Source organism: Rhodococcus sp. OK519, from assembly GCF_003051005.1.
Classification (GTDB): Bacteria; Actinomycetota; Actinomycetes; order Mycobacteriales; family Mycobacteriaceae; genus Prescottella.
Window position 1 is genome coordinate 1 of sequence record NZ_QAOW01000002.1, and the last position, 22,078, is coordinate 22,078.

Below are 22,078 nucleotides of genomic sequence, written 5' to 3' on the forward strand. Positions count from 1 at the left end.
CAGGCGCTCCTCGACTGCGCCACCGGACCCGCCGCCACCACCGACACACTGCGCGGCGCCATCGCGAAACTCGAGCGGATCTTCGAATCCGACGAACTCCCCGCCAGCGAAGACACCGACCGCAACGAATTCCATGCGTCGAAGACGCTGAACGGACGCGTCGCCGTAAAGGGCGATTTCGACGCCGTCACCGGCGAGATGCTGCTGACCGCACTGTCCGCCCTGACGAAACCAACCAATCCGGTCGACGACCCCGCCGGCATGCGCAGCCCCGGACAACGCCGGGCCGAGGCGTTCACCGAGATCGTGCGGCACTACCTCGACTCCGGCGACGCCCCGGTCGAGGGCGGAGAGAAGCCGCACCTGTCGCTGCACGTGAACGCGGCAGACCTGGCGCAGACGGATAACGATCATGCGCATACCGGTGATGATCCGGATCTGTTCGGCGACAAAGACATCGCCCACATGCCCTGGACGGGACCACTGAGCATCGCAACCGCACGTCGACTCGCCTGCGACTGCCACCTCACACCAGTAGTGATGGACGACGGCGTCCCGCTCAATCTCGGACGCAGCAGCAGAACAGTCCCCAAGAAGCAGCGCCGGGCGCTCATCGCCCGCGACCACGGCTGCGCCTTCCCAGGCTGCGGCACACCACCCGCCCACTGCGAAGGCCACCACATCAAACACTGGGTCGACGGCGGACCCACCGACCTCGACAACCTGGTCCTGCTGTGCCGCTACCACCACCGGCTACTCCACCATTCCCACTGGCAAGTAGCCATCGGCGACGACCACCACCCGTGGTTCACACCGCCAGGCTCACTGGACCCGTACCGGAAACCGATCCCCGCCCGGGGCCGCGCCGGACCACAAGCGGCCTGAGGGTCAACGTGATTCGGATATCGGACCCTCGACCAGTTCGCCCAAGAGCCGATTGACCTCTTCGCGCGTGAGGTGGGCTCCCATGGCCGCGTACTGCTCGTAGTCCTTGTCGTCGAGCGCACCGCGAACAGCGGCCGCCTCGATCGGCCCGTCGGAGGCATCGATCCAGGCAGGAAGGAATCCGGCCTGCGCCCCCAACGCATCGACCGCGCCCATGAGCACTGCACCGTCAGTCGGTCGACCGGACGCCGCCAGCACTGCTGCCGTCGAATGAATCATCACCAGCCACGACGTGACGTCGCCTTCCTCCTCCAGGTCGGCCCGCATCACCCGCATCGTCGCCAGCGCGCCCTCCACGTCCCCGGCGTCGGCAGCGGCCTTCATCAGCGCCCACGTCGACGATGTGACCGCCCAGCGGTGCCCACACCGCTCGGCCGTTCGAATCGCCTCCCGCAACTCGTCCCGGGCCGCCTCCGCCTCCCCCACCGACCGCAGCAGCATGCCCAACACCATCCGGGCCTCGGCCTCTGCCCACAGGGCGTCATGCTCGACCGCCAACTGCACGGCGTGCCGGCAAATGTCGACGGCAACCTCGGGCCGCCCCTGGATCGCAACGAAGTGGGACCGCCACGCCTCGTCGCGGGCCACCTCGCCTATCTCACCGATCGAGGACCAGAGCTGAGCTCCGCGCCGCACCGAGTCCTCGGCCGTCGCCGCATCGCCCGTCAGGTACGTCAACGACGCCAATCCGTCCAGAGCCCGCGCCATCACCCGGGGCTCGGGCGGTCGCCAATCACCGGCAACCAGATCCAGTGCGGTACGCAGGAACTGGAGACCCTCACCGATGTTCCCGATCCGGTACCAGAACCAGGCGAGCAGGCCGGCGAGTTCGAGTGCATAGTGGGCGTCGTCGACCGCGAAGGCCGACTCGAGCGCAGCACGGTGTTCGGCCTGATCGGAGGCCAGCATGTCCACCGCCAAACCTGCCCGGGCGCTACGCAGCATCGGCGCGATCGCTTCGGCCCGGGCCAGCACATAGGCGCGATGGGCCGCCCGAATCGCGATCGATTCAGCGTCGTCGGCCTGTTCCCGCGCGAACCGGCGCACCGTCGCAAGCATGCGATACCGGGTCGGCGACGACCCGGGGACGACTCGGACCAGCCCACGCCGTACGAGACCGGTGAGAACCGCCGACACCTGCTCGCTGGCACCCAGCGCGCACACCGCCGTCGCCCCCTCCACATCGAAGGATCCCGCGAACACGGAGATCCGACGCACCAGACGCGCCTCCCCATCCGACAGCAATCGATTGGCCCAGTCGATTGTGTCCCACAGTCGACCCCGCGGACCGATGGCAGGTTCGGGAGTGCCGTGGAGCAACGTGAAGTGAGCCGCGAGACGGCCGACGATCTGTTCCTCCGTCATCCAACGCAACTGTGCCGCAGCGATTTCGATGGCGAGTGGCAAGCCTTCCACTGCCCGGCAGATCCCGTGAACCGCTTCGGTGTTGCGGGAATCCAGTTTCCACCCCGCCGTCACACCCGCCGCCCGCTCGGAGAACAACTCGACGGCGGCGCCGTCCACCGACAGTGCCGTCACCACGTGCACGGCCTCGCCGTCCACGCCGAGGGGATCTGCTCCCGTGACGATCACCCGGACGTCCGGGCAGTGGGAAACGATCGCGCGCGCCACGTCCGCGGCGTAGCCGGCGACGTGCTCGCAATTGTCGAGAACCAGCACACACGCGCGTGCGGCGAGCACCTCCGCCAGGTGCGCTGCCGATCCGATTCCGGGCAGCGACAGCAATGTTGCAATTGTCGACGGAATCAGTGCTCCGTCACTGACTTTGGACAGGTCCACGACCCAGGGGCCGTCCGGATCCTCACGCCGTCGACACGCCTCGACCGCGAGCCGCGTCCGGCCGACCCCGCCAGGCCCCACCAGGGTGACCAGCCTCCCGCTGTCGAGTAGATCCATCACCTCGGAGACGTCCCGCTCGCGGTCGACGAGCCGAGTCCGTGGTGCCATCAGGTTCGATCCGCGAGGCTTGGCCGGCGGAGACACCCGCGCCGACTCCAGGTACACGGAGTCGTTCGTGAGGATCGCGGTTTCGATGCGCCGCAGCCCCGGGCTGATCTCGCAGCCCAGTCGGTCGTCGATGATCGCGCGACAGCGGCGGATCGCGGCGAGAGCGTGTGCCCGCTGACCCGAGCGACACAGGCCGAGCACCAACAGTTCCCACGCACGTTCGTCGAGCGGGTGGTCCGCGACGAGCGCCTCCGCCTCGACCGCCGCAGCGGCCGGCGCCCCACCGTCGAGTAGCGCAGTCGCCATCGACATCCGGGCCGCGAACCGCAGGGCGGTCAACCGGAAGACCTCCGTCTCGATGAACACCGTCTCGGTGAATGCCGACGAAGGGATCCCCGCATAGGCGATTCCGTGCCACAGCCGCAGGCCTTCACGGTATGCGTCCGCCGCGGCGTCGGGCGCCGACTCGAGCATCGCATCACCACGCCGGACCTCGTCGACGAACCGTTGAGAGTCAACGGCGTACCGGTCGGCGAGCAACTGCACACGCGTGCCCTCGCGGGTCACGACCCTCTCGCCCTCGGCAGCACCCGCTTCGAGGCGCTCCCGCAGCTCCTCGACGGCCTGCACGAGCGGGTCCGGGCCGCCGTCGGCCTGGCCGTTCCCTGCAGCCGCCACCCCGGTGTGCCGCACCTGGGCGCGCAATCGTTCGATGTCGACGGAGTGTGGAAACGCCACGAGCAAGGCGGCGAGCAACGCGCGTTGCTGCGCGTCGAGAACGATCGGGGCTCCATCTCGTCGCACCGTGACGGGACCCAGAACCGCGAACTCGAGTCCGTCCGCCATCGGTAACTCCCTTCGGTCCGATCGCCCTGTGGTCCGCTAGCCCGTCACGTTCACCATGTCGTGCCCCGCGACGTCGGCGGCGAGCACCCGCAGGTGATCGTCCGCCGAGCCGAGCGTGTGCTCGATCGCGGTCAACCTGGACACGTAGTGCCCCACCGAATACTCAGCCGTCATCCCGATGCCGCCGTGCATCTGGATCGCCTCCTGCCCGATGTGCCGCGCCGATCGGCCGATCCGAAGTTTCGCGCGGGAGGCGACCACCGGATCGACCACCCCGTCGGCGAGCGACATCGTCACGTATTGGCTCATGCTTCGCGCCAACTCGAGCGAGACGTACATGTCCGCGGCACGCTGCGTAAGCGTCTGGAAGCTCGCGAGAGGGACGCCGAATTGTCTACGCGTTCTCAAGTATTCGGTGGTGAGTTGCAGTGCCACCTCCATCGCCCCCACCGCCTCGGCACACAGCGCGGCCTGCGCCCGCACATGCGCGGCCCGGATCGCGACCACTGCGTCTCCTCCGAGTCCCAACGCCTCGCCGGGAGCATCGCGCAGCTCGATCTGCGCGCCCCGCAGTCCGTCGTGCGTCGCGTACGTCTTGCGTGTCACGCCCGGCGCGTCCGCGTCGACGAGAAACAGCCCGATGCCGCCGTCCGGCAGCAACGCCGACACCACTACGGTGTCGGCGCAGTCACCGTGTGGAACGGGGTTCTTGGTTCCGCTGATCGTCCACGAATCGCCCTGCCGCACAGCAGTAGTGGCCACTTCCATAGACGGCCACCGCTGCCCCGGCTCCGCGTGGGCGAATGCCAGGAGGAGCGCACCGCCCACGACGCCGGGCAGGATCTTGCGACGCTGGACCTCGCTGCCGACATCTGCGATCAGGCCACCGGGAAGCAGGACTGCATCGAGGACCGGTTCGGGCGCCAGGCGGCGACCGAGTTCGGTCATGACGATCCCCACCTCCACGGGCCCGGCACCCGATCCACCGTCTGCCTCGTCGAACCCCAGACCGAGGAGCCCGGTCTCGGCGAGCATGCGCCACACGTCGACTCGCCAGCCGCGCGGGGTGTCCTTCGCCGCCGACAGTTGTTCGAGGTCGTAGCTGCGCTCCAGTAGCTCCCGGGTCGTGTCCCGCAGCAGTCTCTGTTCGTCGTCCAGTTCGAAGTCCATGCGCCGCCTCACAATCCGAGGATCGACGATGCGATGATGCTGCGTTGCACCTCACTCGACCCGCTGTAGATGGATACCTTGCGGTAGTTGAGATAGGTGGGGGTGGCCCGTTGCGCCCACAGCGGGGACGCGATCTCGTCGCCGGCGTCGAAGGGCAGCGAGTCCGGTCCGGCGATGTCGACGAGGAGTTCGGTGGCGGCCTGCTGCAGTTCCGATCCACGCAGCTTGAGCAGTGACGACGCCGGATCGGGTTTGCCGTTGGCGGAACTGGCCACCACCCGCAACTGGGTGAGCTCGAGCGCGAGCAGTTCGTTCTCCAGTTCGGCGACGCGCGTGGCGAACAGCGGATCGTCGAGCAACGTGCCGGACCCGAGCACGGTCCCTGCGGCGCGCTCCTTGGCTCGTGCGAGCCGAACCTTGGTGCGGCCGACGCCGGTGACTCCGGTGCGCTCGTTCCCGAGCAGGAACTTGGCGTAGCTCCAGCCCGCGTTCTCCTCCCCCACCAGATTCTCGGCGGGTACGCGCACGTCGTCGAAGAACACCTCGTTGACCTCGTAGCTGCCGTCGATGAGCCGGATCGGCCGGACGGTGACGCCGGGCGAAGTGAGGTCGACGAGGATGAACGAGATCCCCGCCTGCTTCTTCGGAGCGTTCGGGTCGGTCCGCACGAGACAGAAGATCCAGTCGGCGTACTGCGCGAGCGTGGTCCATGTCTTCTGCCCGTTGATCACGTACTCGTCGCCGTCACGAACCGCGCGGGTCTGCAGCGACGCCAGATCAGACCCGGAACCGGGCTCCGAAAAACCCTGGCACCACCAGATGTCGAGGTTCGCGGTCGCCGGAAGGAACCGCTCCTTCTGCTCCTCGGAACCGAACGTCGCGATCACCGGGCCCACCATGTTCGCGTTGAACGCCAGCGGTTCCGGAACGGCGGCAAGCTGCATCTCGTCGAGCCAGATGTGACGCTGGACCGCAGTCCAATCCCGGCCGCCCCACTTGACCGGCCAGTGCGGAACCGCGAGGCCCGCTGCGTTGAGGATACGATGTGTCGCCACGACGTCGTCCCGGCCGATCGTCCCGCCGGAGGCCACCTGCTCCCGGATCTCGGAGGGAATCTCCGTCCGAAAGAACACGCGCATCTCGTCTCGGAAGGCGCGCTCTTGCGGGGTCAACGCCAGGTTCATCGATGGTTACCTCCACACACACGGATCCGGACCGGCCCTCGGTGCGAACGTTACCCTCCTGGCGTGCACAAACAGGAGGCTTTGAACTCCCGTGCGCGGGTGTCGTGCAACTCTGGCTTCCACCGCTCACGCAGACGCCGGCGGGTCGGGTTCGCGCGCCATGCGAAGCGTGTTGAGGACCCCGAGAACACCTGCCAGAAGCGGCACCAGCAGCGCCGCCTGCAGGGCAAGTGGCCGAGCGTCGGTATTGATACGGACGATCTCGTCCTGGATGGCGGGCGCCTGGCCCTGCAGCAACAACTCGAGCTCCGCGTTGCTCATCACCTCGGCGTCGTGCTCGAGCACCTCCGCCACGCGCTGTTGCTCGGCCGCCGGGAGCACCGAGCTCGACTCTGACATCGTGGTGAACGTCGTCGACAGCATCGCCAGCATGACGGCGCCCGCGAAGGCGAGCCCGAACGACAACCCGAAGGATCCGGCCGCAGAGTTGGTGCCGGCGGCCTCGCTGACCCGCTCCTCGGAGATCGGGGCGAGCGTGTAGTTGTTCAACTGCGAGACCAGCAATCCGAGACCCGCGCCCGCGACCACCAGCGGGGCCAGCAAAGCCCACCCGAAGTCTGCTCTCGGGACGATCGGTAGGAGCACGGCGATTCCCACGGTGACCAGTACGAAACCCCACCTGATCATGACGGTCGGCCGCCGGTTGCCTGCCTTCTTTCCCGCAAGCAGCGCGACGGCGAACATGCTCAGCGACAGCGGGGCCAGCGAAAGACCCGCCTGCATCGCGTTGTATTCGAGCACCATCTGCAAGTAGATGGGCAGCGCAATCATCGTGCCGCCCAGCGCGATCTGCTGGAGCATCTGCTGTGAGACTCCGAGCCGGAACACCTTCGACCGGAAGAGATCCGGATCCAGCAGGGTCGCGTCGCCCCGCCGTTTTCGGCGCAGCAACCAGAAGGCCAGACCCGTGAGCGCCGCCGCACCGGCCACCAGCAGCGCGGCAACCGCCTCGCCACCCTCCTGCCACACCAGGATCCCCAGCACTATTCCGCCCATGCCGACCACCGAGAGCACCGCACCGAACACGTCCACACCCCGCGAGCCCGTGTACGGCACGTCACGGACGAGTCCGATGCCCGAGAGGACGACCGCGATGATCGCAGCCTCGAGGACGAAGGCGACGCGCCACGAGAGATACGTCGTGATGAATCCGCCGAGCAGAGGCCCTACCGCTGCCGCGATCGCCGCTGCCGCCCCGACGAGGGCATACACCTTCTTCTGCGCGTCACCTTCGAAGTTTCCGTGGATGAGAGACTGCATCGCCGGCAGGAGCAGTGAAGCGCCGATCCCGCCGACCACCGCCCAGAAGAAGATCACCGCGGTCAGGTTCTGGGCGACAGCCATCGCCACCGCGCCGATCGCGTATCCGAGCAGACCCAGAACGTAGGCGCGCTTGCGTCCGACGAGGTCACCGACCTTGCTGCCGATGAGGATGAACGCCGCCGACACCAGCGCCTCCAGTGCGATGGCCGACTGCACTCCGCTGACGGTCGTGTCGAGGTCGCGCACCACCGCCGAGATCGACACGTTCATCAGCGAGGTGTCCACGACCAGGACGAACATCGCCATCGCGAGCAGGAGTGCAAGCAGGTTCCGGCGCCGAGACATCCGGTCGGATCCGTCGGAGATCACGCTTTCACTCATCGCGGGCCCACCACCTCGGCACGGCACTCACGGCGTTCGTCGCCGGAGTCCGACGGTATCGCCACGGGCTACGGGAGGAGACGGAAACCGGCGGGCCGCGGCCTCCCTGTTCCCGAACTGTTTCGGAAACAGAGGGGCCGGGGCCCGGTCGGTGTCAGCGGGTTTCGAGCACCAGCAGGTATCCGCCGCCGCCGGCATCGATACGGGTGGCGACGTCGAGATCCGGCGCGAAACGGGACAACCGGTCGAGCAGCCATTCGGCCGCGGCCTCGGCATCCGACTCGCCGGGGCAGCGGGCCACCGCCACGCGGCCGCCCTTGCGGCTCAATTGCTCGACGACGCCGACGATCGGCGCGGGATCGACGACGAACAGTTCGTCCGGCCACGGCACGACGGGCTTGACCGCGCCCTTCTTGGTGTTGCACGCGCGGTGTGCCAGGCGCTCCTGAACCGCCTTACTCTTGCTCTTCTTCGCCGTGGCGATGGCGTCGACGCTCGGGCCGCGCGGATCGTTGACGGACATGTCGGGGTCTACGGGTTCGTCACACAGCCAGCAACGCCAGCCGTCACGATCACCGATTTCCTGCATATTGCTCACGCGAAAACGGTACCTTCGCCGCCGAAGCCGCGAAGGTACCGTCCCCTGTTCCGACCGTCCGTTCCGACCGTCTGCCTACATGTCGGAGATCGCCTCCAGCGGCTTCGTCCGCGCGGCGCGCGACGCCGGCCACAGGGCGGCGAGCACCCCGACGATGCCCGAACCGATCAGCATCGCGATCACCTGGCCCCACGGCACCGAGATCTGGTCGAGGCCCTGGTCCGCGAGAGTCCGCACGAAGCCCCAGCCGAACACGACGCCCAGAACCACGCCGACCAGCGCGCCGAACACCGCGATCAGCACCGATTCGAGGTAGATGGTGCGACGCACCTGCGCTCGCTGCATGCCGACCGCTCGCAGCATTCCGATCTCACGACGGCGCTCGACCACGGACAGCGCGAGCGTGTTCACGATGCCGAGGATCGCGATGACGATCGCGAGCGCCAGCAGTCCGTAGAGAACTGACAGCAGCATGTCGATCTGCTGGCCCTGCGTGCCCTTGAACTGCTCCCGGTCCTGCACCTGCACCACGACGAACGGATCCGTCGCGGTCGCCAGGTCGGTGGCCATCGCGGTCAGGTCGGCGCCCGGCGTCGCCTTGATGAGCACCGCCCACTCGGCGCGCATGTTGGCCGGCGTCATCTCCTGGTACACCTGGTCTGACACCATCCACGGACCCAGCAACTGGTTGTCCTCGTAGATGCCGGTCACCGTCACAGTGGTCTGCTCGCCATCACGGTCGGTGAGCGTGACGGGCGTGCCCAGCTTCCAGTCGTGGTCGGCGGCCTCGCTGGCACTCACCAGCATGTCGGCGCCGCCGACGGACGCGGAACCTTCCTTCATCGTGTAGTCGAGGACCCCGTCCGGCGATCCGCTCAGGGCGGTGCCGAAGGCGTCGTCCTCGTCGATCTTCACGGCGACACCGTGCAGGGACACCGCCTCGGCGACACCGTTCACCCGTCCGGCAGCGCCCGCGGCACCCGCCGGCACCCCGATGCCCTGAGGTCCGGTGAGGACGAAGTCGGCCTCGACTCCCTTGTCGACCAGCGAGTTGACACTCGCCTTGGCGGACGCGCCGAACACGCCGATCACCGACACCAACATCAGACCGAGGGTGAGGGCGAATGCGGTCGCCGCGGTGCGCTTGGGGTTGCGGACGGCGTTGGTGCGGGCCAGGCGCCCCACCGAACCGAACGGCTTGGCGAACACGGCGCCGAGCGCACCGACGATCGGCCGCGACAGTGCCGGCGCCGCGAGCAGGACCGCGAGAACGAGGGCGAGAGCGCCGAGCCCCACGACCGCGGCCGCACCGCCGCCCGTGGACCGGGCCCCGGCAACGAGCGCGATCACACCGACGACGGCGGCGATCGCACCGATCAAGGTGCGGACGCGCAGGGTGTCACCGGTGGACGCGAACTCCTCGCGCATCGCGGCGACCGGCGGCACCTTCGCGGCACGGCGGGCCGGTGCATAGGCGCTGACGACGGTGACGATCACACCGAGGACGAGCGCCACGATGACGGTGCGCGGTGCCACCTGCAGAGGGCCGTCGGGCAGGCCGAGATCGAACGCATTGAGCAGGGCGCGCAGGCCATAGGCCAGCCCGACGCCGGCCGCGAGACCGATCGCGCTGCCGATGATGCCGACCACGAGGGCCTCGAACACCACCGAGCGCCCCACCTGCTTACGGCTCGCGCCGATCGCCCGGAGCAACGCCAGTTCGCGCAGTCGCTGCGCCACGATCATCGAGAACGTGTTGTAGATGATGAACGTGCCCACCAGCAGCGCGATCGCCCCGAACGCCAGCAGGAAATAGTTGACGAAGCTGAGGGCCTCGCCGATCTGGTCCTTGGTCTCCTGCTTCACCTCGGCCCCGGTCTGGACCTTCGTGTCGGGCAGCGCCGTGGAGATTCGATCGCGCAACTCGTCCTGCGACGCCCCGGTACCGGCCACATCGATGTAGCCGACGTGGCTGCCGTCGGTGAACAACTCCCGCGCCTGCGCGTCGGTGAACAGCGCTCCGACGTATCCACCGGTGTCGGTGTCCGGGGCGTAGATGCCGGAGACGGTGACGTCGTTCCAGCCGCGCATCGTCAGCACCTTGGTGCTCGACCCGACGTCGAGGCCGGCCCGTGTCGCGGCGCCCTGGTTGAGCGCAATCTGACCGGACTGCTGCGGCGGTGTGCCGGCAACGAACTTCGTGGGTTCACCGAGCGTCTGGCCCGGCGGCAGGTACGACGAGCCCATGCTCGGCGCGCCGCCGTTCTGCATCGGCTTGCCCGCCGAGTTGAGTACGACGATCTGCCCGTCCACGGCAGGCGCGACGGAACGGACGCCGTCGATCGCGCGGAGGGCGTCCACGTCGGCGATCGGGACACCGCTCGAGCCCTGCTCGGTCGCGCTGACCCGCACGTCGACGCCCTGCGCGGTGCCGTCGAAGATGCTGTCGAACGTCTTCTGCAGGGTGTCGGTGAACACGAACGACCCCGCGACGAACGCGGTGCCGAGCACCACCGACAGCACGGTCAGGACGAGCCGCACCTTGTGGGCGGCGAGGTTGCGCAACGACACCTTGCGCATCGGGGAATTGGTCACGGCCATGGCGTCAGACCGTCTCGAGGTTCTTCATGCGATCGAGCACCGACTCCGCGGTGGGCTCGCGCAGTTCGTCGACGATCAGCCCGTCCGCGAGGAACACGACGCGGTCGGCGAAGCTCGCCGCCCGCGGATCGTGCGTGACGATCACGACGGTCTGGCCGAACTCGTCGACCGCGGCCCGCAGAATCGAGAGCACCTCACCCGACGAACGCGAATCCAGGTTGCCGGTCGGCTCGTCACCGAAGATGATCTCCGGTTGCCCCGCGAGGGCGCGCGCGCACGCGACACGCTGCTGCTGACCACCGGACAGCTCGCCAGGGCGGTGATCGAGACGATCCCGCAGACCCAGACGGTCGACGACGGTGTCCAACCACTGCTGATCGGCCTTCCGACCCGCGATGTCCAGCGGCAGCGTGATGTTCTCGAGCGCCGTCAGCGTCGGCACCAGATTGAAGGCCTGGAACACGAAACCGATCCGGTCGCGACGCAACTGCGTCATCTGCTTGTCCGAAAGCGTGGTCAGGTCCGTCGCACCGATCAGCACCGCGCCCGACGTCGAGGCGTCGAGGCCGGCGAGGCAGTGCATGAGCGTCGACTTGCCGGAGCCCGACGGGCCCATGATGGCGGTGAACTCCCCCCGCGCGAACTCCGCGGACACACCCGCGAGGGCATGAACCTGGGTGTCCCCCGACCCGTAGACCTTGGTCAGGTTGACCGCACGCGCGGCCGCTGTGGTTTCGGTGGGCATCTCGGTTTCGGTTGGCATGCCCACCATCCTCGCGCGCGGGCACGACAGAAAACCATCGGGGACTTCCCTGATCTTGTACCCCGACCGACCGTGGAGCCCGGTCAGTCGTGCTCGAATGCCCGGGCGATCTCGCGCTCGATGTCGAGGTACGGCTCGCCGGACACGTCAGCGGTGACCCTGACGATGGCCCCGCCCCGGAATCGGAACGGGGAGCGGTACGCCGCCGACACCGAGTGCCCGGGGTCGCGTCCGATGCGGATTCCCTCCCCGACGCCCGAGAACATCGCCGGCTGCATCCGGACCCCGGTTCGCGAACCCACGGCACGATCGTCGAGGTAGAGCGTCACGTCACCGACCGGCGTGAACTGGTCCTCTCCCGCCCCGGTCCGCTCGAACCGCACGCCGAGCACGTGGTGTCCGGGGGTCACAGGTTCGGGCGACTCCACGAGTTGCTCCTCCTCGCCGAGGAAGTTGTACACGTACTTCAGCCGCCCGTCCTGCACGAACAGCGTGTGACCGCCGAGGCGGCCGCCGTGCGCGAACAGCACCCCCTCGGGTCCGCTCCCCTTCTCCGCATCGAAGTCGTCGACGGTCACCTCCGCGAGCAGCGCGAAGGAACGGCCCCGCATCTCGAGCGCTGCGCCCGGCCCCACCTCGGCGGCGTCCGGGTAGTAGACGAACGATTCCCGCGCGCCGGTGAGGTACGGCCGATAGCGCAGGAACGCCGAGAGGATGTCGAGGTCGTTGAGCGGCAGCCCGCCGTACTTGTCGGCCTCGGCGAACCACAGGGCGCGCATCTGGTCGAGCTTGTCGGGCTGTGCGGCGGCGAGGTCGTGGACCTGGCTGCGGTCGCGCTCGATGTGGAACAGTTCCCACCGGTCGTCGTCGAAATGCGACCAGTTCGACGGAGCCGCCGGGTGGACGGTGTTCGCGAACCACCCGTCGTGCCAGATCCCCCGGGTGCCGAGCATCGAGTAGAACTGGGTGACCTTGCCCGTGGCCGCGTCCGGGTCGTCGAGGATCGGCCGGAAGGAGACCCCCTCGAGGGGCCGCTGCAGGACTCCTCCGACCAGCAGCGGCGGATCGACACCGAGCAGTTCGTACACGGTGGGCGTGATGTCGCAGACGTTCACGTACCGATCCCGAACCTCACCGCGAGCGTCGATCCCGTCCGGCCACGAGATCAGGCACGGGTCCGCGATCCCACCCTCGTGCGACGCGTACCGCTTGAACAGCTTGTACGGCGTGTTGAACGCCATCGCCCAGCCGAGAGAATAGTGGTTGTAGGTATCGGGGCCGCCGAGGTCGTCGATCTTCGCGAGCCCGTCCTCCACCTTGTCGGCGTAGCCGTTGAAGAACCGGTACTCGTTGACCGAGCCATTCGGGCCGCCCTCCCCGCTGGCTCCGTTGTCGGACAGCAGCACGATGATCGTGTTGTCGAGTTGACCCGACTCCTCCAGATAGTCGAGGACCCTGCCGATCTGCGCGTCGGTGTAGCTCTGGAACCCGGCGAACACCTCTGCCATGCGGCTGAACAGCCGCTTCTCCTCGTCTTCCAGCGAGTCCCACGGCCGGACCGTGTCCAGCGGTGGCCACGGCACGCCTTCCGCACTCACCTCGTCGGCGTACGGATTCATCGGGGACAGTTCGGTGTCGGCGGGAACGAGCCCGAGAGCCTTCTGGTTCTGCAGGACGATCTCGCGATACTTCTCGTATCCCATGTCGAATCGACCGGCGTATCGGTCGGACCATTCCTTCGAAACATGATGCGGCGCATGTCCGCAACCGGGGCAAAGGTACATGAACCACGGCTTGTCAGGCGCGATCACCTTGGAGTCGCGAATGAACTCGATCGACTTGTCCGCCAGGTCTTTCGACAGGTGGTAGCCGTCCTCAGGCGAGTACGGCGGCTCCACCGGATGGTTGTCGTAGACGAGGTTGGGATACCACTGGTCGGCCTCACCGCCGAGAAACCCGTAAAACCGCTCGAAACCCCGGGAAAGCGGCCAATTGCGCTTCGTGGCCGCCAGATTCGACTCCTCGAGCGGAGTCAGGTGCCACTTGCCGACGGCGTATGTGTTCCACCCCTGTTCCCCGAGGACCTCGGACATCAGCGCGCAGTCGGCGGGAATACGGCCACTCGAGTTGGCGAATCCGTCCGTGAACTCCTCGACCGTCGTCATCCCCACCGACGTCGGATTCCGCCCGGTCAGCAGCGCGGCGCGCGTCGGCGAACACAGCGCGGTCGTGTGAAACTGGCTCAGCAGCACCCCGCGATCGGCGATGCGCTGCAGATTCGGCATCTCGACGAGGCCGCCGTACGTGTCCCACGTGCCGATTCCGGTGTCGTCCCACACCAGATACAGGACGTTGGGGGCGCCCTCGGGTGCGCGGGGTTCGGCGAACGGCGCCCAATCCGGCGTCGAATCCCTGATGTCGACCGAAACCTTGCCCGTGAATTCCGCAGCCATGACCGGGTCCTCCCGATGCGCGTGGGAACCCATCATCACACGCAGCGGGAGGCTCCGGGGCGGGTTCGAGCTACCGGGCCCGAGTCTCCATCATGACGTTGAAACCCCTGGTGAAGTCCAGATAGTCCACGACGTCCGTTCGCACGACGTCGGGGCTGTCCGGTCCCGCGTAGTAGTGCTCGCGGTAGTCGTCGACCGTGTCGAACCACAGTTCCGAGATGGCCTCGATCGCACCGGCGTCCGCACCTCGTGCATCGACGACAAGGTTCTGCACGTACCTGCTCACCGCAGGATGGTGCACCCGCGCGATGTCGGCGTGCGCGGCGTAGCGACGCTCGAACTCGGCGCGCGGGACGTCCGACCGGCGTGCGACGAAGCAGACCTGCTTTATCCCGGTGAACTCCGCCGCGGGATCGCGGCGATCCCAGCGAACCGACTCCGCGAGCGTCAGCACCGCGTCGGGCTCGACGCCGACGTCGGCCGGCGCGTCGTCCCACGACCACACGACGGTCCGCAGCGGCACGTCATCCGACTGCGGTGCAACGGAATTGGTTCGGAAGATCCCGGCCCGGTGGACGTCGACAGCGAACCGGCCGCCGCCGTCCACCGCACCGAGAACGTCGGCGAACCCGTAGGCCCGCTTGACCGTCGTCACGACCAGCGTGCCTGGCCGCCGTCGAGCGGGATCGTCGCACCCGTCAGGTATGCCGAATCGGGTCCGACGAGGAACGCAACCGCGTTACCGATGTCGGTTTCCGGGTCACCGATGCGACGCATCGGGATGCTCGCGACGAAGGCCTCCGCCTCCTCCGGCCGAGCGTCCGCCCACCGCTGCAGGCCCGGCGACAGTGCATGCGGCGCAACAGCGTTGACGCGAATGTTGTCGACGCCCCACTCGCAGGCCGCCGCGCGCGTGAGGGACCGGACGGCCTCCTTCACCGACGCGTAGCCGCCGTAGCCGCTCGCATCCCAGCGAACCGCGACCGACGACACCATGTTCACGATGGCGCCACCGCCGCGTTCCTTCATGATCGGGTAGCACGCCTGCATCGTCCGCAGAGCCGCGACCGGTCCGGACGTGTACGCCCGCTCGAGAAAGTCGGCCTTCAGATCGTTGATCGGACCCAGCGGGTTGAGGCTGGCGTTGTTGACCAAAATGTCGACACCGCCGAACAGTGCTGCCGTCGTGTCGACTGCGCGCGCGATGTCGTCCGCGTCGGAGACGTCCGCGACGACGGGTTCCGCGATCCCGCCGAATGCCGCGATCTGCTCGCAGGTCTCGATCAGCTTGGACTCGGTGCGTCCCGACACCGCGATGCGGGCGCCCTCCTTCGCGAGTGCGAACGCGACGCCCTGGCCGACTCCCTGGCCGGCGCCCGTGATGAGCGCGACCTTTCCGTCCAACTTGCCCATATGGTTTCAATCTCCCAGGTCAATCGATGTGCTGCCGCACACACAACCAGGAACAGTCGGCAACCGGGTCGCGTTTCCCGATGATCGGGACCGCAACGCCGCTACGCTCGACGTCATGCGGATCGGAGCCCATGTCAGACAGGACGCCGACCCTATCGGGGCCGGGGAGCGCCTCGGTGCGGACATCGTCCAACTGTTCCTCACCGACCCACAGAAGTGGGACAAGCCCGAACCGCACCCACAGGCCGACCAGATCCGGCAGAGCCCGATCGACGTCGTGGTGCACTCGTCCTACGTCATCAACGTCGCGAGCCTGAACAACCGGTTGCGGATGCCGTCCCGCAAGGCCGTCGCCGAACAGGCCGCCGCGGCCGCGGACATCGGCGCGATCGGCCTCGTCGTGCACGGCGGCCACGTGCGCGACGGCGAAAACCCCGCCGCCGGAGTGGCGAACTGGCGCAAGCTCTTCGAACGCCAGCAGGACAAGGGCGGATTTCCGGTCCCGATTCTCGTCGAGAACACCGCGGGCGGCGACTTCGCGATGGCCCGCCACCTGGATGCGATCGCGCGCCTGTGGGACGCGATCGGCGAGTTCGGCGCCGGCTTCTGCCTCGACACCTGCCATGCGTGGGCCGGAGGCGAGGAACTGCTCGGCATCGTCGAACGGGTCAAGGCGATCACCGGGCGCATCGACCTGGTCCACCTCAACAACTCCCGGGACGAGTTCGACTCGGCCCGGGACCGGCACGCGAACCTGACCACGGGCCTGATCGATCCCGCGATGCTCACCGCAGTCGTCTCGGCGGCCGGGGCACCCGTCGTCCTCGAGACACCCGCAGACGGCATCGCCGACGACCTGGCGTACCTGCGGGGCGCCCTGTCGGGAGACTGAAAGCGGCGGACGTCACATACCGAAACGGCCACGACGCCGCGTCGGACCGCGACAGGGACACGGCCCCGCCCTACCATCCCCACTCATGACGTACCTTCGGTCCCGCCGCACGCTCGCCATCTCCTCCGCCGCGATCGCGGCGATCGCCCTGGCCGGTTGTTCCAGCACCGAGTCGGAGCCGACCGCCTCCTCGACGTCGATCACCGCATCCTCGGCTTCCGCGCAGGTCAAGGCTGCTCCACTGGCGGCCGACGAGGGCACCCTGACAGCGGCGCCCACCGCGCAGGAGACCCAGACCGGCACCGCCTCCCCCGATGCCGCGCTCACGATCAGCGACATCCGGATCGGCATCCACGACGGCTTCGACCGAGTCGTGTACGAGCTCGGCGGCACCGGAACCCCGGGATGGAGTTCCGAGATCGTCTCCACCGCCAACCAGCAGGGCAGCGGCAATCCGCTCGCCGTGAGCGGTCAGGCGATCCTGCAGGTCATGATCACCGGATCGTCCATGCCGTTCTCGAGCGGAGTCGAACCGTACGCGGGCCCCAACCCGATCGAGGCCGCTCCGGGTGGCATCGTCACCGAGGTCCGTGACGCGGGCATCTTCGAGGGCACGAACCAGACGCTGATCGGGCTCGCCCGCCCGGACGCCGCATACCGCGTGTTCACGCTGAGCAACCCCACGCGACTGGTCGTCGACGTCGCCCGCTGACCTGAGCGGGTCCGCCCGCCCGTCGCGGCACTGTTGACCTCAACCATTGTCGAGGTCTTACCGTCGGTGTCGTACCCCGGTCGTACTGTGACCGGGCAACGGGAGGGCGGAAGACCATGAGCATGGAAGTCACCGCGTGGAACGCGATGTACAACGCGATGCACGCGCAGCAGGATCGGCGGCCGTTCTCGCGTACGACGCTGCGCCGCATCGCGGGTTACGCGCGGCCGCATCGCGACCACATCGCGTGGTATCTCGTGCTCAGCGTGGTGACCGCGGCGCTCGCGGTGGCCACCCCGGTCCTCGCCGGCCACGTCGTCGACGCGATCGTCGCCGGCGACGCCACCTCCGTGGTGGTGCGACTCGCACTGCTGATCGCGGTCATCGCGCTGCTCGAGGCGGGCCTGGCAATCGTCACCCGGTGGCTGTCGTCGAGTATCGGCGAGGACCTGATCCTCGACCTGCGCCGCGCGGTCTTCGATCACGTCCAGCGCATGCCCGTCGCGTTCTTCACCCGCACCCGGACGGGCGCGCTCGTCAGTCGTCTCAACAACGACGTGATCGGCGCGCAGCGCGCTTTCAGCGACACGCTGTCCGGAGTGGTCGGCAACCTGGTGACACTGGTGATCACGCTCGTGGTGATGATCGGGATCTCGTGGCAGATCACTCTGCTCTCCCTGCTCCTGCTGCCGATCTTCGTGCTGCCGGCCCGGCGCATGGGCACGAGACTCGCCCGGCTCAGCCGCGAGGCCGCCAACCACAACTCGGTGATGAGCACGCAGATGACCGAACGGTTCTCTGCGCCCGGCGCAACGCTGGTCAAGCTCTTCGGACGGCCGTCGGAGGAGTCGGCCGAGTTCTCGGCGCGGGCACGGCGCGTGCGCGACATCGGGGTGCGGACCGCGATGCTGCAGTCGGTGTTCGTCACCGCCCTCACCCTCGTGTCGGCCCTCGCGCTGGCCCTCGTCTACGGGCTCGGCGGGTTCTACGCCCTGCGCGGCCAGCTCGAGGCCGGTGCGGTGGTCTCGCTCGCTCTGCTGCTCACCCGCCTCTACTCGCCGCTCACGTCGCTCGCCAGCGCCCGGGTCGACGTCATGAGCGCACTGGTCAGCTTCGAGCGGGTCTTCGAGATCCTCGACCTGAAGCCACTCATCGCCGAGAAGCCCGGCGCCGTCGACATCCCGGCCGGTCCGGTGTCGGTCGAGTTCTCGGCGGTCGACTTCGCATACCCGGCGCCCGACAAGGTGTCACTCGCGTCGCTGGAGGAAGTCGCGACCCTCGACAGCCGCGGCGGCTCCCCGGTGCTGCACGACATCTCCTTTCGCGTCGAGCCGGGCAGCATGGTGGCGCTGGTCGGGTCGTCCGGCGCCGGAAAGTCCACCATCGCGGGGCTGCTCCCCCGCCTGTACGACGTCGATTCCGGCGCGGTGTTGCTCGCGGGCACCGACGTCCGAGACGTCACGGCCGACTCGCTGCGCCGGACCGTCGGCATGGTGACCCAGGACGGTCACCTGTTCCACGAGTCGGTGCGATCCAATCTGCTGCTCGCGCGTCCCGAGGCCACCGAGACCGATTTGTGGGACGTGCTGCGCCGGGCGCGCCTCACGGAACTGATCGAATCGCTGCCCGACGGGCTCGACACCGTCGTGGGCGAGCGCGGCTACCGACTGTCCGGCGGCGAACGGCAGCGTCTCACCATCGCCCGCCTACTGCTGGCGCAGCCGCGGGTGGTGATCCTCGACGAGGCCACAGCACACCTGGATTCGACGTCGGAAGCCGCCGTCCAGGAGGCACTCGGCGAAGCGCTCGAGGGCCGGACGGCCGTGGTGATCGCGCACCGACTGTCCACGATCCGGGCCGCCGATCTGATCCTGGTGATCGAGGGTGGCCGAATCGTCGAGCGCGGCAACCACACCGAACTCCTCACCCGCGACGGTCGCTACGCGCAGCTGTACCGAACACAGTTCGACACCGGCACACCGGTGCTCAGCGAAGTGTTGAGCTGAACCCCGCGCGGCCGATCAGAAGAAGCGGCGGATGTTGTGAATCCTGAACTCCGACAGCGGGCGTAGCCCCGTCGGAACTCCGGTGCCGTACGCGTTGAACACCATCCCGTTGCCGGCGTAGATCCCGACGTGCCCGGCGATGTCGTAGGTGTCCATCGTGATCACGTCGCCGGGCTGAAGCACCGCGAGCGGCACCAGCATGCCGCCCGTGAATCGGGCCATCTCCTGACTGGTTCGCGGCAGGTTGATCCCCACCGCACGGAAGGCCCACTGGACGAGGCCCGAGCAGTCCCAGGCGTCGGGTCCGTTGCCGCCCCACAGGTACGGCTTCCCGGTCTGCGTAGTGGCCGCGGCGAGCGCCGCGAGGCCACGGGGACTCGGGATCGGAAGGGGAATCGCGATGTCGCCGCTCCCGGCGAACAGGCTGGCGCTGCCGGTGCCGCCACTGCTTCCGGAACTGCCGGACGACAGGACGTCGGACAGGCTGTTGGTGATGTCGGCCGCGTTCGAGATGGAACCGACGATGTCGGGCTGAGCCATTGCGGGTGCCGCCAGCCCGACGGATGTCCCTCCGATGAGTGCTGCTGCGATCAATCCTCGACGAATCGTGTTGGCCACGTTCGTGCCTCCTTGATGAGATTGCGCGGATCCCCCGACCGCAAACTGTGAGGCACGTTACAGATCAGGATTCACTCCTGTCACAGGATCCAGCGCATTCACAGAAACGGGCGCCGGCAAGTCGAAGACTCACCGGCGCCCGTTTCGAACGCTGTCTACCAGGTGGAGGTCAGTCGCGGGGACGACGCTTCGAGAATCGATCGCCCCGGTCTCCCCGGTCGCTGCGGCCGCCCCTCGGGGACCGTCCGCCCGGCGCGCCCTGGTCGAGCTGCAGCTGGATCAGGACACCCGAGATACGGGTCGCACGCAGCGCCTCGACCGTCTCACGCGGCAGGTTGGCCGGCAGCTCGACGAGGCTGTGATCCGGCCGGATGCTGATGTGTCCGAAGTCGCTACGACGCAGACCACCCTCGTTCGCGATGGCGCCGACGATCGCGCCCGGCGCAACCTTGTGGCGCTTGCCGACCGCGATGCGGTACGTCGCGAACTCCTGGCCGTCGCGGCCCACGCGCGGACCGCTCGGGCCGCCGTCGTCGAACCGGCGGGCCGGACGATCCCGCTGCTCGCGGGGCTCACGCTCGCGGCGCGGCGGGGCCGGCGGCTCCGGCTCCATCAGGAACGTCTCGCCATCACGCGACAGGACCGCCAGCGCGGCGGCGATGTCGGCGAGCGGAACGTCGTGCTCGCGCTCGTAGTCCTCGATGAGCTTGCGGAACAGCGCGACGTTCTCGGAGCCCAGGCTCGCCGTGATGGAGTCGCCGAACTTCGTCACACGCTGGGCGTTGACGTCTTCGACGGTGGGCAACTGCATCTCGGTGAGCGGCTGCCGCGTAGTGCGCTCGATCGACTTGAGCAGGTGCCGCTCGCGCGGAGCCACGAACAGCAGCGCGTCACCGGTACGACCGGCGCGGCCGGTACGACCGATGCGGTGCACGTAAGACTCGCTGTCGTGCGGAATGTCGTAGTTGACGACGTGAGAGATGCGGTCGACGTCGAGACCGCGGGCCGCGACGTCGGTCGCGACGAGGATGTCGAGCGCACCGGACTTGAGCTGACCGATGGTGCGCTCACGCTGGGCCTGCACGATGTCGCCGTTGATCGCGGCGGCCGAGAACCCGCGGGCGCGCAGACGCTCGGCGAGGTCCTCGGTGGCCTGCTTCGTCCGGACGAAGATGATCATCGCCTCGAAGGACTCCACCTCGAGGATACGAGTGAGGGCATCGAGCTTGCGCTGGTGCGCCACCTGCACCCACCGCTGGGTGATGTTGGCGGCGGTCGCAGTCTTCGCCTTGACCGTGATCTCGACCGGATCGTGCAGGTACTGCTTGGAGATCTTGCGGATCGCGGGCGGCATCGTCGCCGAGAACAGCGCGACCTGCTTGTATTCCGGGGTGTCGGCAAGGATGCGCTCGACGTCGTCCTGGAAGCCCATCTTGAGCATCTCGTCGGCCTCGTCGAGCACCAGGTACTCGAGGTTCGACAGGTCGAGCGTGCCCTTCTCCAGGTGGTCGATGACGCGACCCGGGGTGCCGACGATGATCTGCGCGCCGCGGCGCAGGCCGGACAGCTGCACGCCGTACGCCTGACCGCCGTAGATCGGCAGCACATGCAGGCCCGGGATGTGGGCCGAGTACTTGCCGAACGCCTCCGCGACCTGCAGCGCGAGTTCGCGGGTGGGTGCCAGGACCAGCGCCTGCGGCACCTTCCGGGTCACATCCAGGCGGGACAGGATCGGGATCGCGAACGCGGCCGTCTTACCGGTACCGGTCTGCGCGAGGCCGACGACGTCCTTGCCCTCGAGCAGCGTCGGAATGGTCGCGGCCTGGATCGGTGAGGGCGACTCGTACCCGACGTCGGAGAGTGCCTTCAGCACCCGTTCGTCGATCTGGAGGTCGGCGAAGGTGATGGGATTGTCGTCGGTCTGCGGGTCGCGCTCGGTGTCACTCATTTGACCTGTCAGTTTAGTCGATGCGTGGTATGGCCTTCGATCCGAGGGCCATCCACGTGCATCGACTCGATTCACCTGCGCAGGAGTCGCGCCGTTCTCACGCGCAGCCGCGTCCGCCGAACGGGAAGTCGGCGACCGTTTTCGGGTCGGACGCGTGCAGTGAACCCCCGTCGGCGGACTGCCGCTGGAGGTCGCCCGCATCAGGCTGGCGGGACCCCGAGTAGGGCGCGGCAATGACCGGCATCACAATGTGGACG

General features: G+C 68.0%; 16 protein-coding genes. 4 read left to right on the plus strand and 12 right to left on the minus strand.

Features of this window, described 5'->3' with window-relative positions:
* The coding region (locus C8K36_RS07335) for an HNH endonuclease signature motif containing protein (RefSeq protein WP_107983836.1) at positions 1-885 on the plus strand (885 nt) is incomplete at its 5' end.
* Positions 886-888: 3 nt separating this feature from the next.
* Here the strand turns inward: C8K36_RS07335 and C8K36_RS07340 are convergent.
* From C8K36_RS07340 to C8K36_RS07385, 10 genes are all read right to left on the minus strand, one after another.
* Positions 889-3,759 carry an ATP-binding protein gene (locus C8K36_RS07340; protein WP_107983837.1) on the minus strand — a complete coding sequence of 957 codons (2,871 nt, stop codon included), beginning with the start codon at positions 3,757-3,759 and terminating at the stop codon, positions 889-891.
* A 36-nt stretch (positions 3,760-3,795) separates the two neighbouring features.
* Positions 3,796-4,929 (minus strand): acyl-CoA dehydrogenase family protein, encoded by a 1,134-nt coding sequence (locus tag C8K36_RS07345; protein ID WP_107983838.1) that lies wholly within the window; start codon positions 4,927-4,929, stop codon positions 3,796-3,798.
* An 8-nt stretch (positions 4,930-4,937) separates the two neighbouring features.
* The gene (locus C8K36_RS07350) at positions 4,938-6,113 is read right to left on the minus strand and encodes an acyl-CoA dehydrogenase family protein (protein ID WP_107983839.1); all 1,176 of its coding nucleotides are present in this window, start codon (positions 6,111-6,113) and stop codon (positions 4,938-4,940) included.
* Between the two features lie 126 nt (positions 6,114-6,239).
* Positions 6,240-7,817, minus strand: a complete 1,578-nt coding sequence (locus C8K36_RS07355; protein ID WP_107983840.1) for an MFS transporter — start codon at positions 7,815-7,817, stop codon at positions 6,240-6,242.
* 154 nt (positions 7,818-7,971) lie between these two features.
* Entirely contained in the window at positions 7,972-8,406 is a 435-nt protein-coding gene (locus C8K36_RS07360; RefSeq protein WP_219910002.1) for a hypothetical protein, read from the minus strand.
* 84 nt (positions 8,407-8,490) lie between these two features.
* Entirely contained in the window at positions 8,491-11,016 is a 2,526-nt protein-coding gene (locus C8K36_RS07365; protein WP_107983842.1) for an ABC transporter permease, read from the minus strand.
* Positions 11,017-11,020: 4 nt separating this feature from the next.
* Positions 11,021-11,788, minus strand: a complete 768-nt coding sequence (locus C8K36_RS07370; protein ID WP_107983843.1) for an ABC transporter ATP-binding protein — start codon at positions 11,786-11,788, stop codon at positions 11,021-11,023.
* A 74-nt stretch (positions 11,789-11,862) separates the two neighbouring features.
* A complete protein-coding gene (locus C8K36_RS07375; protein ID WP_107984291.1) occupies positions 11,863-14,232 on the minus strand; it encodes a sulfatase-like hydrolase/transferase in 2,370 nt (789 codons plus the stop codon).
* A 70-nt stretch (positions 14,233-14,302) separates the two neighbouring features.
* On the minus strand, positions 14,303-14,887 hold the full coding sequence (locus C8K36_RS07380) for a hypothetical protein (RefSeq protein ID WP_107983844.1): 585 nt from the start codon (positions 14,885-14,887) through the stop codon (positions 14,303-14,305).
* The gene (locus C8K36_RS07385; protein ID WP_107983845.1) at positions 14,884-15,645 is read right to left on the minus strand and encodes an SDR family NAD(P)-dependent oxidoreductase; all 762 of its coding nucleotides are present in this window, start codon (positions 15,643-15,645) and stop codon (positions 14,884-14,886) included. The genes C8K36_RS07380 and C8K36_RS07385 overlap by 4 nt, the downstream gene beginning before the upstream one ends.
* 115 nt (positions 15,646-15,760) lie before the next feature.
* Here C8K36_RS07385 and C8K36_RS07390 point away from each other — a divergent pair, with 115 nt between their 5' ends.
* The 3 genes from C8K36_RS07390 to C8K36_RS07400 all read left to right on the plus strand — a co-directional run bounded on the left by C8K36_RS07390 (position 15,761) and on the right by C8K36_RS07400 (position 19,255).
* The gene (locus tag C8K36_RS07390) at positions 15,761-16,537 is read left to right on the plus strand and encodes a deoxyribonuclease IV (protein ID WP_107984292.1); all 777 of its coding nucleotides are present in this window, start codon (positions 15,761-15,763) and stop codon (positions 16,535-16,537) included.
* An 85-nt stretch (positions 16,538-16,622) separates the two neighbouring features.
* Positions 16,623-17,249 carry an AMIN-like domain-containing (lipo)protein gene (locus C8K36_RS07395; protein WP_107983846.1) on the plus strand — a complete coding sequence of 209 codons (627 nt, stop codon included), beginning with the start codon at positions 16,623-16,625 and terminating at the stop codon, positions 17,247-17,249.
* Positions 17,250-17,365: 116 nt separating this feature from the next.
* Positions 17,366-19,255, plus strand: a complete 1,890-nt coding sequence (locus C8K36_RS07400; RefSeq protein ID WP_107983847.1) for an ABC transporter ATP-binding protein — start codon at positions 17,366-17,368, stop codon at positions 19,253-19,255.
* Between the two features lie 15 nt (positions 19,256-19,270).
* Here C8K36_RS07400 and C8K36_RS07405 read toward each other — a convergent pair whose 3' ends face one another.
* Positions 19,271-19,861 carry an NlpC/P60 family protein gene (locus C8K36_RS07405; RefSeq protein WP_420910866.1) on the minus strand — a complete coding sequence of 197 codons (591 nt, stop codon included), beginning with the start codon at positions 19,859-19,861 and terminating at the stop codon, positions 19,271-19,273.
* 181 nt (positions 19,862-20,042) lie between these two features.
* Positions 20,043-21,821: a DEAD/DEAH box helicase gene (locus tag C8K36_RS07410; protein WP_107983849.1), complete on the minus strand. Its 1,779-nt coding sequence runs from the start codon at positions 21,819-21,821 to the stop codon at positions 20,043-20,045.
* Positions 21,822-22,078: the final 257 nt, after the last annotated feature.

Bases quoted from the DNA above. Each gene is read 5' to 3' on its own strand.
- C8K36_RS07390 (WP_107984292.1), top strand. From the start codon at position 15,761: ATGCGGATCGGAGCCCATGTCAGACAGGACGCCGACCCTATCGGGGCC.
- C8K36_RS07375 (WP_107984291.1), bottom strand. From the start codon at position 14,232: ATGGCTGCGGAATTCACGGGCAAGGTTTCGGTCGACATCAGGGATTCG.
- C8K36_RS07340 (WP_107983837.1), bottom strand. From the start codon at position 3,759: ATGGCGGACGGACTCGAGTTCGCGGTTCTGGGTCCCGTCACGGTGCGA.
- C8K36_RS07355 (WP_107983840.1), bottom strand. From the start codon at position 7,817: ATGAGTGAAAGCGTGATCTCCGACGGATCCGACCGGATGTCTCGGCGC.
- C8K36_RS07410 (WP_107983849.1), bottom strand. From the start codon at position 21,821: ATGAGTGACACCGAGCGCGACCCGCAGACCGACGACAATCCCATCACC.
- C8K36_RS07395 (WP_107983846.1), top strand. From the start codon at position 16,623: ATGACGTACCTTCGGTCCCGCCGCACGCTCGCCATCTCCTCCGCCGCG.
- C8K36_RS07350 (WP_107983839.1), bottom strand. From the start codon at position 6,113: ATGAACCTGGCGTTGACCCCGCAAGAGCGCGCCTTCCGAGACGAGATG.
- C8K36_RS07385 (WP_107983845.1), bottom strand. From the start codon at position 15,645: ATGGGCAAGTTGGACGGAAAGGTCGCGCTCATCACGGGCGCCGGCCAG.
- C8K36_RS07400 (WP_107983847.1), top strand. From the start codon at position 17,366: ATGAGCATGGAAGTCACCGCGTGGAACGCGATGTACAACGCGATGCAC.
- C8K36_RS07365 (WP_107983842.1), bottom strand. From the start codon at position 11,016: ATGGCCGTGACCAATTCCCCGATGCGCAAGGTGTCGTTGCGCAACCTC.
- C8K36_RS07345 (WP_107983838.1), bottom strand. From the start codon at position 4,929: ATGGACTTCGAACTGGACGACGAACAGAGACTGCTGCGGGACACGACC.
- C8K36_RS07360 (WP_219910002.1), bottom strand. From the start codon at position 8,406: ATGCAGGAAATCGGTGATCGTGACGGCTGGCGTTGCTGGCTGTGTGAC.
- C8K36_RS07370 (WP_107983843.1), bottom strand. From the start codon at position 11,788: ATGGTGGGCATGCCAACCGAAACCGAGATGCCCACCGAAACCACAGCG.